Source organism: Curtobacterium sp. MCLR17_031 (assembly GCF_003234775.2).
GTDB classification, from domain to species: domain Bacteria; phylum Actinomycetota; class Actinomycetes; order Actinomycetales; family Microbacteriaceae; genus Curtobacterium; species Curtobacterium flaccumfaciens.
The window spans coordinates 2,647,605-2,660,810 of sequence record NZ_CP126270.1 but is presented as its reverse complement, the minus strand read 5'-3'; the positions used below and the strand labels follow the sequence as shown (position 1 = coordinate 2,660,810).

The window sequence follows — 13,206 nt, the reverse complement described above, 5'->3', positions numbered from 1 at the left end:
CGCGCTGCGGCCCGGTCGGGAGGTCCCCCGGGAACCCCCACCCGAACGAACTGGAGACGATCAGTGCCCACCCTCCGACTCGCCATCGTCGGCGCCGGCCCGGCCGGCATCTACGCCGCGGACATCCTGCTGCGCGAGGCCCACGGCTACGACGTGTCGATCGACCTGTTCGAGCAGCTCCCCGCGCCCTACGGTCTGGTCCGGTACGGCGTCGCCCCCGACCACCCGCGCATCAAGGGCATCATCAACGCCCTGCGTGACGTCCTCGACCGCGGTGTCGTCCGGCTGTTCGGCAACGTCCGCTACGGCGAGGACATCACCCTCGAGGACCTCAAGAAGCACTACAACGCGGTCGTGTTCTCGACCGGTGCGATCAAGGACGCCGACCTCGACATCCCCGGTGTCGACCTCGACGGCTCGTACGGCGCCGCCGAGTTCGTGAGCTGGTTCGACGGCCACCCCGACGTCCCGCGCACCTGGCCCCTGAACGCCGAGAGCGTCGCGGTCATCGGCGTCGGCAACGTCGCCCTCGACGTCTCCCGCATCCTGGCGAAGCACGCCGACGACCTGCTGCCGACCGAGATCCCCGCGAACGTCTACGAGGGCCTCAAGGCGTCGCCAGTGACGGACGTGCACGTCTTCGGCCGCCGTGGTCCGGCGCAGGTGAAGTTCACGCCGCTCGAGCTCCGCGAGCTCGGTGAGGTCCGTGACGTCGACATGGTGGTCTACGACGAGGACTTCGACCACGACGAGGCGTCGAAGACCGCGATCGCGACGAACAAGCAGGTCATGGTGATCAACCGTGTCCTCGAGCAGTGGCGCACGCGCGAGGTCGGCCAGGCCAGCCGCCGGCTCCACCTGCACTTCTACGCGAAGCCGATCGAGTTCGTCGGCGACGAGCAGGGCAAGCTGACCGCCATCCGCTACGAGCGCACCCGTCCGAACGGCGAGGGCGGCGTCGAGGGCACCGGCGAGATCCGCGAGATCCCGATCCAGGCCGCCTACCGCGCGGTCGGGTACTTCGGTTCCCCGCTCCCCGATGTGCCGTTCGACGAGCGGCACGGTGTCATCCCGAACCACGAGGGCCAGGTCCTCGACGACGACAACCAGCAGATCCCCGGCGTGTACGCCACCGGCTGGATCAAGCGCGGTCCGGTCGGGCTCATCGGGCACACGAAGTCCGACGCGATGGAGACCGTCCAGCACATCGTCAACGACCAGGCGAGCTGGTGGACCCCGGAGGACCCTTCCGACGAGGCGATCCCGGCCCTGCTCCGCGAGCGCGGTGTCGAGTACACCGACCTCGAGGGCTGGCACCACCTCGACACCCACGAGCAGGCGCTCGGTGCGGTCGACGGGCGCGAGCGCATCAAGGTCGTGCCGCGCGACGAGATGATCGAGGTCTCGCTCGGACGCGTCGACACCCCGACGAGCTGACGACCATGACCGACACGCGCCCCGTCCCGCCGACAGCGGTGCGGGGCGCGTCCGCGTCGGGGATGCGGCTGCAGGGCGTCGACGTGGCCCGTGCGGTCGCGCTGCTCGGCATGATGGCCGCACACATCGGTGGCATCGCGGAGCAGCTCGACTGGACCGACCCGGCCACCTGGACCGCCGTCGCCCACGGGCGCCCGTCCACGCTGTTCGCTGTCCTCGCCGGCGTCTCGATCGGTCTGACGAGCGGCCGCACCGACCCGCCCGGCCCGCCCACCATCGGCCGCATCCGTGCCCGGCTCGCGATCCGCGCTGTGGTGGTCGTCGTCGTCGGGTTTGCCCTGATGGCGCTCGACACCCCCGTGTACGTGATCCTGCCGACCTACGGGGTGCTGTTCCTGCTGGTGGTCCCGGTGCTCCGCGTCCGACCGGCGGCGCTGCTCGGCATCGCCGCGCTCTGCGCGGTGCTGTCGCCGCTCGCCGCGCTGACGATCGCGCCGGCCTACGCGGACGCCGGCATGATCGGCGTCCAGCTCGGCCTGGTCTACCCCGTGGTCACCTTCCTGGCGTACGTCCTGGTGGGGCTCGCGGTCGCCCGGGTCGGCCTGGAGGACCGTGGCCGGCAGGTCGCGCTCCTGGCGTCCGGCGCACTGGTCGCCGCCACCGCGTACGTCGCCGGGTCGGTCCTCGCCCCGCTGCCCGACGACGCGGCCCTGGCGTTCCCCGGGGTCCCGTACGCGGGCGAGGGCTCGACCCCCGGCCAGGCCCTTGCGCAGCTGTTCCTGTCCCCGCGCGACCACTCGTCGTCGGTCGTCGACGTGGTGGGGACGGCCGGGGTGGCGGTCGCCGTGATCGCCCTCTGCCTGCTCGTGTTCGACGGCCGCGGGCGCCTCGCCGAGCGGATCGCGTTCCCCCTGGCGGCCGTGGGGTCGATGCCGCTGACGGTGTACTCGGGGCACCTCGTGGTCATCGCGATGCTGCCGACGTACCCCGAGTCGGTCGAGGCCTGGGGCTGGTTCGCCCTCGGCTCGGTGGCCTTCGCGATGCTGTGGCGGCGGTTCCTCGGCCGCGGCCCGCTCGAGCGGGTGGTCGGGGCCCTGGCGTCCCTCGTCCCGATGCGCTGAGCGCACCTGGCGGACCCGCACCGGGCCTCCAGACGGCTACTGCAGCGCCGCCGTGAGCCGCGCGACGTTGTCGAGCACCTTGGAACGTCGCGGACGGTCGACCCACTCGTCGAGCGTGAGCTCGACGCTGTGCTCCTTGTACGCTTCCTGCACCTCGCGCAGGGCGTCCACGAAGCGGTGACCGCGCACCATCACGGAGACCTCGAGGTTCAGGCTGAACGAGCGCATGTCCATGTTGCTCGACCCGATCACCGACACCTCGTCGTCGATGGTGAAGTGCTTCGCGTGCAGGATCGTCGGCGCACGGTACAGCCAGATCCGCACACCGGCGCGGAGCAGCCCTTCGTAGTACGAGCGCTGTGCGTGCCACGTCATCGCGTGGTCGCCCATCTCGCCGACGAACAGCTCGACGTCGACCCCGCGCTGCGCCGTCGTGGTGATGGCGTAGAGCATCGAGTCGTCCGGCACGAAGTACGGCGACGTGATCGAGACCTTCTGCTGCGCCGAGTAGAGCAGCGCGTTGAACAGGCGCAGGTTGTTCTCGCCGTCGAAGCCCGGGCCGGACGGCACCACCTGGCAGTCGAGCGCGTCGCCGCGGTCGGCCCGCTGGACGGGGTCGCTCTCGCGCAGCAGCAGCTCGTCGGTCTCGCTGTACCAGTCCGTGACGAACAGGGCGTTGAGCCCCGCGACGACCGGTCCCTCGAACCGGGCGAACAGGTCCTTGTAGACCATGCCCTTCTCGACGTGGGACTTGATGTCGTAGGACGCGTCGATCAGGTTCTGCGAGCCGGTGAACGCGACCGAGCCGTCGATCACCATGATCTTCCGGTGGTTGCGGAGGTCGGGGCGCTGGAACTTCCCCTGCAGCGGCAGGAGGGGCAGCATCAGGTGCCACTCGATGCCCGCCTGGTCCATGAACGACAGGGTGTCCTTGTAGCCCGGGTAGCCGCGGCTGGCCCAGTGGTCGAGCAGGAACCGCACGGTGACGCCCCGTGCCTGCGCCCGCGCGAGCGCTTCGAAGAACGGGCGCGTGGTGTCGTCGAGCGTCGCGATGTAGAACTCGACGTGCACGAACCGGCGGGACTGGTCGATCGCCCGGGTCATCTCGGCGATGGACTCCTCGGAGTCGGGGTAGAGCTCCGCGGAGTTGCCACCGACCAACGGCATCGCACCGAGTTCGCGGTTCAGCCGCGTGACGCTCTCGAGCCACGCGGGCCACGGGTGGTCACGGCGGACCCGCTCGATGCCATCGGTCTGCTCCAGGATGTACGCGTTGATCTCGGTCTGCTTCTCGCGACGGGCGCGGGGGAGCTTCGTCGACCCGATGACCAGGAAGACGATGAAGCCGATGTAGGGGATGAGGAAGATCGCGAGCAGCCACGCCGTCGCGGTCTGCGGCTTCCGGTTGATCGGGACGTAGATGATCGAGAAGACGCGGATCGCCAGGTCCAGCAGGACGAGCAGGACGGTGATGACGACGCTGAGCCAGTGCTCCACGGGGTGCCGGTGTCGGGTGTCGTTCGCAGGGGCCGCTGGTCAGCGGAAGTTGATGAACTGCAACGGGACGTCGAACTCTTCACCCTTGAGGAGCTGGATCGTGTTCTGCAGGTCGTCACGGCTCTTCGACGAGACGCGGAGCTCGTCGCCCTGGATCTGGCTCTTCACCGTCTTCGGGGCGTTGGCCCGCAGGAACGCGCCGATCTTCTTCGCCACGTCCTGCTCGATGCCGTTCTTGAACTTCACCTCGATGCGGTACTCCTTGCCCGAGGGGTACGGGTCGCCGGCGTCGAGGCTCTTCAGGCTGATGTTCCGCTTGATCGCCTTGCTCTGCAGCACGTCGAGGACGGCCTTGGCGCGCTCTTCCGAGTTCGCCTTGATGAGGACGTCCTCGCCGCTGAACGCGACCGAGGCGTCGGCGCCCTTGAAGTCGTACCGCTGCTCGATCTCCTTGGCCGCTTGGTTGAGGGCGTTCTCCGCCTCCATCTTGTCGACCTTGCTGACCACGTCGAAGGAACTGTCTGCCATGCGGAACAGCCTAACGGCGGACAGGAGGCCCGGTTCCGGTCGCGCGGATCGGCTCGCGGTGGTCACGACCACCGTCAGCCATCCGCTATGCTTTTGTGCGCGCCTTCGGTTGGTGATCACACCGGCTGGGTGCGCATGGCAAGTTACCCAAGCGGCCAAAGGGATCTGACTGTAAATCAGCCGGCGTAGCCTTCGGGGGTTCGAATCCCTCACTTGCCACCATCTGATCGGCCCCGTCCACTGCGGACGGGGCCGATGGTGTTTCCGGGAGGATGGGTGCATGGCATCCGACCTCACCCCGTCCCAGTTCGCCGACCTCGCCGAGTCGATCGCCCGTGATGCAGCGGCGCTGGCCGCACGGCGCCGCGCCGAGGGGGTCGAGGTCGCGGACCGGAAGTCGAGCATCGTCGACGTGGTCACGGCCGCCGACCGTGAGGTCGAGGCACTCATCCGCGCCCGCATCGCCGAGGCCCGACCGGACGACGCCTTCCACGGTGAGGAGTCCGGGTCGGCCTCCGGCGCCTCGGGCATCACCTGGGTGGTGGACCCGATCGACGGCACGGTCAACTACCTGTACGGCAGCGCCGAGTACGGCGTGAGCATCGGCGTCGTGCGTGGAGCACCCGACCCGATGACCTGGGAGCCGATCGCGGGCGTCGTCGTGGCGCCGGCGACGGGCACCGTCTTCCGCGCGGCCGTCGGCCAGGGTGCGACCCGTGACGGGGAGCCGTTGTCCGTCGCCACGCCCGGTTCGCTCGCCGAGACGCTCGTCGCCACCGGGTTCGGGTACACGGCCGACCGTCGCCGCGAGCAGGTCGCGGTGCTCGCCGGGCTCATCGGTGAGGTGCGGGACATCCGCCGTGGGGGAGCGGCGTCGCTCGACTGCTGCGCCGTCGGGGCGGGCGTGGTGGACGCGTACTACGAGCGCGGGATCAACCCGTGGGACATGGCGGGCGGGGCCCTCGTCGCGCAGGAGGCCGGCGCGGCGATCCGCATCTGGGAGGCCGGGGGGACCCGCTCCTTCCTGTTCGCGAGCCCCGCCGTCGCCGACGAGCTCGAGGCCCTCGTGCGTGGGCTCGAGGCCGGTGCACTCGGAGCCGTGCGGGCCTGAGGACGCGCCGAACCCCAGGTCTGGGGGTGCCGGGAGGACATGACCACGACTGGCGACCTGCGACGTCTCCTGCTAGCGTGCTCAGGTCCCGTTACCTGCTCGTTACCAACGAGTGAGCCCTTCTCCGATCAGGATCGCCACCGCACGCATGCCCCGTACTCCTCTGTCGTCCGCTCCCACCGACGGTTCCGTCGACGCCGCCACCCCGGTCGTCCACCAGACCCGACGCGCTCGGATCGAGGCAGAGCGAGCAGCTGCAAGGGGTGCGGTCGTGGTGCGGGACTCGACGGGTCCGAGCTTCGATGACGTGATCGGTGCGGCCACGCCGGGAACCCCCGCGGCCCCCGTGTCGCCGATCGACCTCGCACCGGAGTCGCCCGTGCGCCCGGCCTCCCGCATCGTGACGCCGCCAGCCCCCACCTCGCCCGTCGTGCACGCGCAGCCGGCCGCTCCCGCTGCCTCGGTGTCGCAGCCGCGTCGGGTCGCCGGGCAGGTCCCCGCGTCGCGTCGTCGCACCAGCCGTCCGGCGCCGAAGACCCCGGTCGACCGCGCGACCCGCCACATCCGTTCCAGCACCCCGGTCAGCGCACCGGCCCCGAAGCGTGGTGCGTCGTTCCGCCGGTCGGCCTCCCGTGTGACCGCGGTCGGCGCCCTGCTCTTCGCGGCCGGCCTGGTCGTCTCGACCTCGCTGCCGGCCCAGGCGCTCTGGGTGCCCGAGTCCGGCTCGACCGCGGCCCGCGCCAGCTCGGGGGCCACCCAGTCGATGCAGGTCGGTGCCGCTGCTGACGGGTCGACCGCGCGCGACCAGTTCACGGTCTCGGACGCCACGCAGTACGCGAACGTCGACTCCTCCAGCTTCACGAACGACCCGACCGGCACGATCCAGTGGCCGTTCCTGACCGGCGTCCCGATCACCTCGGGCTTCGGCGGACGCCAGGTCGCCGGGTGCTCGTTCTGCTCGACGAACCACATGGGCGTCGACTTCGCCCCGGGCGAGGGCACCCCGATCGGCGTCATCGCCGCCGGGACCGTCATCAAGGTGCAGGCGAACGACGGCGGCTTCGGCAACGACGTCTGGGTGGAGCACGACGTCGACGGCAAGCAGTTCGTCAGCGTCTACGGCCACATGGAGGACAACTCCTTCAAGGTGGTCACCGGCCAGCACGTCGAGGTCGGCGACATCCTCGGCCTCGTCGGCAGCACGGGCAACTCCACGGGCCCGCACCTGCACCTCGAGGTGCACGTCGACGGGGTCCCGGTGGACCCGCTGGCGTGGCTCAAGACCAACGCGAACTAGCGGCCCACGACGCGGCACGCCCGGGCGTCTCGTCCGGTTCCGGAGCAGCGTCGGAGGTCTGCTATCCTCGTGTGGTGCCGTTCGCGGCACATCGCCCCGATAGCTCAGTGGTAGAGCACCTCCATGGTAAGGAGGGGGTCGTCAGTTCAATCCTGACTCGGGGCTCCGACCCGGTGCGCGTGCCGCTCCGGATCTCTGGCGGGGTAGCTCAGTTGGTTAGAGCACACGACTCATAATCGTGGGGTCGCGGGTTCAAGTCCCGCCCTCGCTACACGCAAGGCCCTCTCGTCCAGGATCCCCTGGGTCAGGGGGCCTTCTCTGTTGCCGGCCCCACTTCGATTGCCGGGGCCCACCCGCCGCGCGTTCAGTCCGCCGCCTGCACGTCGGCCGCGACGTTCTCCTGCGCGGCGAACTGGGTGCGGTGCAGCTCCTCGTACCGGCCACCCGCGGCCAGCAGTTCGTCGTGCGTGCCGCGCTCCACGATCGAGCCGTCCTCGACGACGAGGATCACGTCCGCGCTGCGGATCGTGGAGAGCCGGTGCGCGATCACCATCGCCGTCCGTCCCTCGAGCGCCTCGCCGAGTGCTGCCTGCACCGCTGCCTCGGACGTCGAGTCGAGCGCCGCCGTCGCCTCGTCCAGGATGACGACGCGCGGCTGGGCGAGCAGGAGCCGGGCGATCGTCATCCGCTGGCGCTCGCCCCCGGAGAGCCGGTAGCCGCGTTCACCCACCATGGTGTCCAACTGGTCGGGGAGGGACCGGATGAGCGGCTCGAGCCGCGCACGGCGGACGGCGTCCCACACCTCGTCCTCGGACGCCTCGGGCCGGGCGAACCGCAGGTTGGAGCGGATGGTCTCGTGGAACAGGTGGCCGTCCTGCGTCACCATGCCGAGGGTGTGCCGCATCGAGGCGAACGTGACGTCGCGGACGTCCGTGCCGGCCAGACGCACGGCGCCGCTGTCGACGTCGTACAGGCGCGAGAGCAGCTGCGCGACCGTGGACTTGCCGGCTCCGGACGAGCCGACCAGGGCGACGGTCTGCCCCGGTTCGATCCGGAAGGACAGGCCGTGCAGCACCTCCTCGCCGCCACGGGTGTCGAGCGTCGCGACTTCCTCGAGCGAGGCGAGGGAAACCTTGTCGGCGGACGGGTAGGCGAACCGGACGTCGTCGAACTCGACGGAGACCGGGCCGTCGGGGATGGTGACCGCGTCGGGCTGCTCCTGGATGAGTGGTTCGAGGTCGAGTACCTCGAAGACGCGCTCGAAGCTGACCACGGCGCTCATGATCTCGACCCGGGCGTTCGCCAGGCTCGTCAGCGGGGCGTACAGCCGGGTGAGCAGGAGCGCCAGGGTGACGACCTCGCCGGTGTCCAGGCGGCCGGCGAGCGCGAGGAAGCCGCCGAGCCCGTAGACCAGCGCGAGGGCGAGCGCGGAGACGAGCATCAGCGCGGTGAAGAAGACGAACTGCAGCATCGCGGTCCGGACGCCGATGTCGCGGACCCGGGCAGCGCGGACGCGGAACTCCTCGGCCTCTTCGTCGGGCCGGCCGAACAGCTTGACGAGGGTGGCGCCGGGTGCCGAGAAGCGCTCGGTCATCTGCGTGCTCATCGCGGAGTTGTGGTCGGCGGCCTCGCGACGCAGGGCGGCGAGACGGCTCCCCATCCGGCGCGCGGGGACCAGGAACACCGGGAGCATGACGACGGCGAGCACCGTCACGAGCCACGAGGTGCTGAGCATGACGATCAGGGTGAGGACCAGCGCCACGAGGTTCGTGACCACGCCGGACAACGTGCCGCTGAAGGCCTGCTGGGCGCCGATCACGTCGTTGTTGAGGCGGCTCACGAGCGCACCGGTCCGGGTGCGGGTGAAGAACGCGATCGGCATCTTCTGCACGTGGTCGAAGACGGCGGTGCGGAGGTCCAGGATCACGCCCTCGCCGATCCGTGCCGAGTACCAGCGGGTGGTCAACGACACGGCGGCGTCGGCCACGGCCACCAGGGCGATGACCACGGCCAACCGGACGATCGTCGAGACCTCACCGCGGGCGACGATGACGTCGACGACCTGACCGGCGAGGACCGGCGTCGCGACCGCGAGGAAGGCGCCGACGACGGACAGGCCGATGAACACCAGCAGCTTCGCCCGGTAGGGCACCGCGAACGTCAGGATCCGCCGGACGGACGCGCGGGAGAACCCGTGCTTGCCGCCCTGCGCGGACGAGATCTTGTACAGCGAGCTCCAGGCTGCGCTCTCCATGCTCATGGCGGTTCCTTTCCGGGGCCCCGGGCCCAACCTAGATGGCTGACCGGGTCCCCGGTGACCGCTCCCGTGATGGTGCGCCGCGCGGCCACCAGCCGGAAGCCGTCCGGCCGCCTACTGCGTGCGGTGGGAGCCGGTGTCGGTCCGCGTCGCGAGCACCCCGGCCGCACGGAACGCGTCCTCGACCGCGGCGGTGACCTGCTGCCAGGCGGCCCGACGACGGTTCGCCCCGATGCTGCCGCCGGACACGGCCGTCCCGTGACCGGCCCGGCGCAGGGTGATCGTGGTGGTGGCACCGTCCACGACGGTCGACAGCTCGTACCGGCGGTACTCCCGAGCCGGCTGGACGAGCGCACCGAGCAGGATGGTGAGCGTCCGGCTGCCCGCCGTCGCGGTCATCGTGCCACCCGTCGACTCGACGTGGTGGCCCGTGCGGCGCAGCGCGGCGGCCGCGACCTCCATGGCGGTGCACCGGTCTCCCGTGTGCACGGCGAACTCCGTCGTGGTGTCCATCGGCCCTCCCCGTCCCGAACGAACCCGTGCCGCACGGCACGCCCCGATTCCCCCGAATCGGTCTCAGACAGTCTAGCTGATGCGTTCTCATGGATCACCGGCCCCCGGACCGGCCTCGGTAGACTGCCGTGGTGTCAGTGAACCCCGAGCTCGTCGGCAGGACGTTCCCGCCGGCCCAGCCCTACCTGGTCGGCCGCGAGAAGGTGCGCGAGTTCTCGCGCGCGGTCTTCGCGACCAACCCCGTCCACCACGATCCGGACGCCGCACGTGCCGCCGGGTACGCCGACGTGGTCGCACCCCCGACGTTCGCCGTCGTCGTGCAGGAGGCCACGCTCGCGCAGCTCCTGAACGAGCCCGACGCCGGCATCGACTTCTCCCGCGTCGTCCACGGCGAGCAGTCCTTCACCTACGACCGGCCGATCGTCGCCGGTGACGAGCTCACCGCCACCCTGACGGTCACCAGCGTGAAGACCCTCGGCGGCAACGCGATGGTCACCGCCCAGAGCACCATGAACGACGCCGAGGGGGAGCACGTCGTCACGGCGACCTCCACCCTCGTGGTCCGAGGAGACGACGCATGACCGCCGCAGCCGCCACCGCGCTCGAGGTCGGCACCGTCGTCGCCGAGCGCGACGTGCACATCACGCGCGACTCGCTCGTCCGGTACGCCGGCGCCTCGGGCGACTTCAACCCGATCCACTACCGCGACGACGTCGCCGCCTCGGTCGGCCTGCCGGGTGTGCTCGCCCACGGCATGCTCACGATGGGCATCGCCGTGCAGCCGGTCGCCGAGTGGCTCGGCGACAGCGGCTGGGTCGCGGGCTACGGCGTCCGCTTCACGCGCCCCGTCGTCGTCGACCCGGAGCAGGGTGCCACCGTCGGCATCGTCGCGAAGGTCGGCACCGTCGACGAGGACGGCCGGCCGAAGCGCATCGACCTCACCGTGACCGCCGCCGGGCAGACCGTGCTCGGCAAGGCGCAGGTCACGGTGGTGTTCCGCTGACCGTGTCCGAGCCGGTGCTGGCCGACCTGACGACGCTCCGCGTCGGCGGGGCCGCCACCCGGCTGCTCACGGCCGAGACGACCGACGAGCTCGTCGCCGACGCGCTCGACGCCTTCGACGACCACGAGTGGCTCGTCCTCGGCGGCGGCAGCAACCTGCTCGTCGCCGACCAGGGCTTCGACGGCACCGTCGTGCTGGTCCGGACGACGGGCATCGACGCCGACCGTGACGCCGACGGCGTCACCGTCCGCGTCGCCGCGGGGGAGCCGTGGGACCCGTTCGTCGCCACGACCGTCGCGAACGGCTGGACCGGCCTGGAGGCCCTCAGCGGCATCCCGGGCACCGTCGGTGCGTCCCCGGTGCAGAACATCGGCGCCTACGGGGTCGAGCTCGCCGACGTGCTCACCCGCGTCGAGTTCCTCGATGCAGCCACGGGGGAGCGCGCGTGGGTTCCCGCAGCCGAGCTGGCGCTCGGCTACCGCACGTCGACCCTCAAGCACGGTCGGCGCGGTGTCGTGCTGACGGTCGAGTTCCGACTCGGGCTCGCGGGTGAGCGCGGTGTGCCCGTGCGGTACGCGCAGCTCGCCGGTTCGCTCGGGGTCGAGCTCGGTGCGCTCGTGCCGCCCACGACCGTCCGCGACGAGGTCCTGCGGCTGCGCGGCTCGAAGGGCATGGTGCTCGACGGGGACGACCACGACACCTGGAGCGCCGGGTCGTTCTTCACGAACCCGATCGTCTCGCCGGCGTTCGCCGAGACCCTGCCGACGGACGCGCCCCGCTGGCCCGCGGGCGACGACGTCAAGCTCAGTGCCGCGTGGCTCATCGAGCACGCCGGCGTGCACCGCGGGTACGCGGTGCCGGGCTCCCGCGCGGCGATCTCGTCCAAGCACACCCTCGCGCTCACGAACCGCGGCGGGGCGACGGCGGCGCAGGTGGCCGAGCTCGCACGGTTCGTGCAGGTGACCGTCCTGAACCGCTTCGGTGTCTCGCTCGTCCCGGAACCCGTCGTGGTGGGGGACCTGCTCGGCTGATCGTCCACGCGACGGGACGGACGAGCACGACGCACCACGGGCCTCCCGGCACGCAGAACGGGCCACCTCGACGAGGTGGCCCGTTCTGCGTTCTGCGGGGTGTCGTGGGCGCAGCGTCTACGCGAAGAACGCCGCCAGCCGGGCGACGCCCTCGGCGATGTCGTCGTCGCCCAGGGCGTACGACAGACGCAGGTAGCCGGAGGGGCCGAAGGCCTCGCCGGGCACGACCGCGACCTCGACGTGCTCGAGGATCAGGTCTGCCAGCTCGAGGGTGGTCGTCGGGGTGGTGCCGGCCCACTCGCGACCGAGCAGTGCGGTGACGTCCGGGTAGACGTAGAAGGCGCCCTGCGGGGTCGGCGTGCGGAAGCCCGGGATCGCGTTGAGGCCCTCCACGATGGCCTTCCGCCGGCGGTCGAAGGCCTCGCGCATGGCGGCGACGGGCTCCTGCGGACCGGTGAGGGCTGCGATCGCGGCGCGCTGCGACACGTTCGAGACGTTCGACGACAGGTGCGACTGCAGGTTCGACGCGGCCTTGACGGCGTCGGCCGGGCCGATGAACCACCCGACGCGCCAGCCGGTCATCGCGTAGGTCTTCGCGACGCCGTTCACCAGGATCGTGGTGTCGGCGAGGGCGGGGACCTCCGCCAGGATGCCGGCGAAGCGGACCCCGTCGTAGACCAGGTCCTGGTAGATCTCGTCGCTGATCACCCAGATGCCGTGCTCGAGCGCCCATTCGCCGATGGCCCGGGTCTGCTCGGCGGAGTACACGGCGCCCGTGGGGTTCGACGGCGAGCAGAACAGCAGCGCCTTGGTCGCCGGGGTGCGGGCGGCCTCGAGCTGCTCGACGGTCACCAGGTAGTCCTGGTCGCTGCCGGCGAAGACCTCGACGGGCTCGCCGCCGGCCAGCCGGATGGCCTCGGGGTAGGTGGTCCAGTACGGCGCGGGCAGCAGGACCTCGTCACCGGCGTCGACGATGGTCTGGAACGCCTGGTAGACCGCCTGCTTGCCACCGTTCGTGACGATGACCTGCGACGGGTCGACGGTGACGCCGGACACCCGGGCGGTCTTGTCGGCGATGGCCTGCTTGAGTTCGGGCAGGCCGGTCGCGGGCGTGTAGCGGTGGTTCTTCGGGTCCTGCGCGGCAGCGACGGCCGCGTCGACCACGTGCTGCGGGGTCGCGAAGTCGGGCTCGCCGGCGGCGAACGAGATCACCGGACGCCCGGCGGCCTTGAGCGCCTTGGCCTTCGCGTCGACCTTGAGCGTCGCGGACTCGGCGATGGCCGCGATGCGGGACGCGATGCGCGGACGATCGGACGGCGCGGTGGCGAGGGTGTCGACGGACACGTGGGCGGTGGACTCGGGGCCTGGGGCTGCGGTGCTCACGGGGCCCAGCCTACCGGCGCGGCACGCC

The 13,206-nt window shown here is 71.1% G+C and carries 12 protein-coding genes and 3 tRNA genes; 10 read left to right on the top strand and 5 right to left on the bottom strand.

Annotation, left to right across the window (positions count from 1 at the left end; translation table 11 throughout):
* Nucleotides 1-63 precede the first annotated feature (63 nt).
* On the top strand, nucleotides 64-1,437 hold the full coding sequence (locus DEI96_RS12540; RefSeq protein WP_111022240.1) for an FAD-dependent oxidoreductase: 1,374 nt from the start codon (nucleotides 64-66) through the stop codon (nucleotides 1,435-1,437).
* Nucleotides 1,438-1,442: 5 nt separating this feature from the next.
* Nucleotides 1,443-2,558 (top strand): heparan-alpha-glucosaminide N-acetyltransferase domain-containing protein, encoded by a 1,116-nt coding sequence (locus DEI96_RS12535; RefSeq protein WP_111022241.1) that lies wholly within the window; start codon nucleotides 1,443-1,445, stop codon nucleotides 2,556-2,558.
* A 36-nt stretch (nucleotides 2,559-2,594) separates the two neighbouring features.
* Here the strand turns inward: DEI96_RS12535 and cls are convergent, their stop codons facing one another.
* Together cls and DEI96_RS12525 are read right to left on the bottom strand one after the other, a co-directional pair.
* Entirely contained in the window at nucleotides 2,595-4,055 is a 1,461-nt protein-coding gene (gene cls, locus DEI96_RS12530) for a cardiolipin synthase (protein WP_111022242.1), read from the bottom strand.
* 39 nt (nucleotides 4,056-4,094) lie between these two features.
* Entirely contained in the window at nucleotides 4,095-4,583 is a 489-nt protein-coding gene (locus DEI96_RS12525) for a YajQ family cyclic di-GMP-binding protein (protein ID WP_017888627.1), read from the bottom strand.
* 137 nt (nucleotides 4,584-4,720) lie between these two features.
* Between DEI96_RS12525 and DEI96_RS12520 the strand changes: the two genes are divergently transcribed.
* The 5 genes from DEI96_RS12520 to DEI96_RS12500 all read left to right on the top strand — a co-directional run bounded on the left by DEI96_RS12520 (nucleotide 4,721) and on the right by DEI96_RS12500 (nucleotide 7,262).
* Nucleotides 4,721-4,805, top strand: a tRNA-Tyr gene (locus tag DEI96_RS12520).
* A gap of 58 nt (nucleotides 4,806-4,863) precedes the next feature.
* Nucleotides 4,864-5,694, top strand: coding sequence for an inositol monophosphatase family protein (locus DEI96_RS12515; protein ID WP_111022243.1), 831 nt, complete (start codon nucleotides 4,864-4,866; stop codon nucleotides 5,692-5,694).
* 148 nt (nucleotides 5,695-5,842) lie between these two features.
* On the top strand, nucleotides 5,843-6,991 hold the full coding sequence (locus tag DEI96_RS12510; RefSeq protein WP_146246837.1) for a M23 family metallopeptidase: 1,149 nt from the start codon (nucleotides 5,843-5,845) through the stop codon (nucleotides 6,989-6,991).
* Between the two features lie 93 nt (nucleotides 6,992-7,084).
* Nucleotides 7,085-7,156: transfer RNA gene (locus DEI96_RS12505), tRNA-Thr, on the top strand.
* A 32-nt stretch (nucleotides 7,157-7,188) separates the two neighbouring features.
* Nucleotides 7,189-7,262, top strand: a tRNA-Met gene (locus tag DEI96_RS12500).
* A gap of 93 nt (nucleotides 7,263-7,355) precedes the next feature.
* Here DEI96_RS12500 and DEI96_RS12495 read toward each other — a convergent pair.
* Together DEI96_RS12495 and DEI96_RS12490 are read right to left on the bottom strand one after the other, a co-directional pair.
* Nucleotides 7,356-9,251 (bottom strand): ABC transporter ATP-binding protein, encoded by a 1,896-nt coding sequence (locus tag DEI96_RS12495; protein ID WP_111022245.1) that lies wholly within the window; start codon nucleotides 9,249-9,251, stop codon nucleotides 7,356-7,358.
* Between the two features lie 111 nt (nucleotides 9,252-9,362).
* Nucleotides 9,363-9,761, bottom strand: a complete 399-nt coding sequence (locus DEI96_RS12490; protein WP_071406316.1) for a hypothetical protein — start codon at nucleotides 9,759-9,761, stop codon at nucleotides 9,363-9,365.
* A 131-nt stretch (nucleotides 9,762-9,892) separates the two neighbouring features.
* Here DEI96_RS12490 and DEI96_RS12485 point away from each other — a divergent pair, with 131 nt between their 5' ends.
* Genes DEI96_RS12485 through DEI96_RS12475 form a run of 3 tightly spaced genes read left to right on the top strand, consistent with a single transcriptional unit; the run spans nucleotide 9,893 to nucleotide 11,795 of the window.
* Complete coding sequence (locus DEI96_RS12485; RefSeq protein WP_082047026.1) at nucleotides 9,893-10,342, top strand: FAS1-like dehydratase domain-containing protein; 450 nt, start codon at nucleotides 9,893-9,895, stop codon at nucleotides 10,340-10,342.
* Nucleotides 10,339-10,764 (top strand): MaoC/PaaZ C-terminal domain-containing protein, encoded by a 426-nt coding sequence (locus tag DEI96_RS12480; RefSeq protein ID WP_111022246.1) that lies wholly within the window; start codon nucleotides 10,339-10,341, stop codon nucleotides 10,762-10,764. Before DEI96_RS12485 ends, DEI96_RS12480 begins: the two co-directional genes overlap by 4 nt.
* Nucleotides 10,765-10,766: 2 nt before the next feature.
* Nucleotides 10,767-11,795, top strand: coding sequence for a UDP-N-acetylmuramate dehydrogenase (locus tag DEI96_RS12475; RefSeq protein ID WP_111022247.1), 1,029 nt, complete (start codon nucleotides 10,767-10,769; stop codon nucleotides 11,793-11,795).
* Nucleotides 11,796-11,912: 117 nt separating this feature from the next.
* On the opposite strand, the gene DEI96_RS12470 is transcribed toward DEI96_RS12475, so the two are convergent.
* Entirely contained in the window at nucleotides 11,913-13,139 is a 1,227-nt protein-coding gene (locus DEI96_RS12470) for a pyridoxal phosphate-dependent aminotransferase (RefSeq protein WP_111022248.1), read from the bottom strand.
* Nucleotides 13,140-13,206 lie beyond the last annotated feature (67 nt).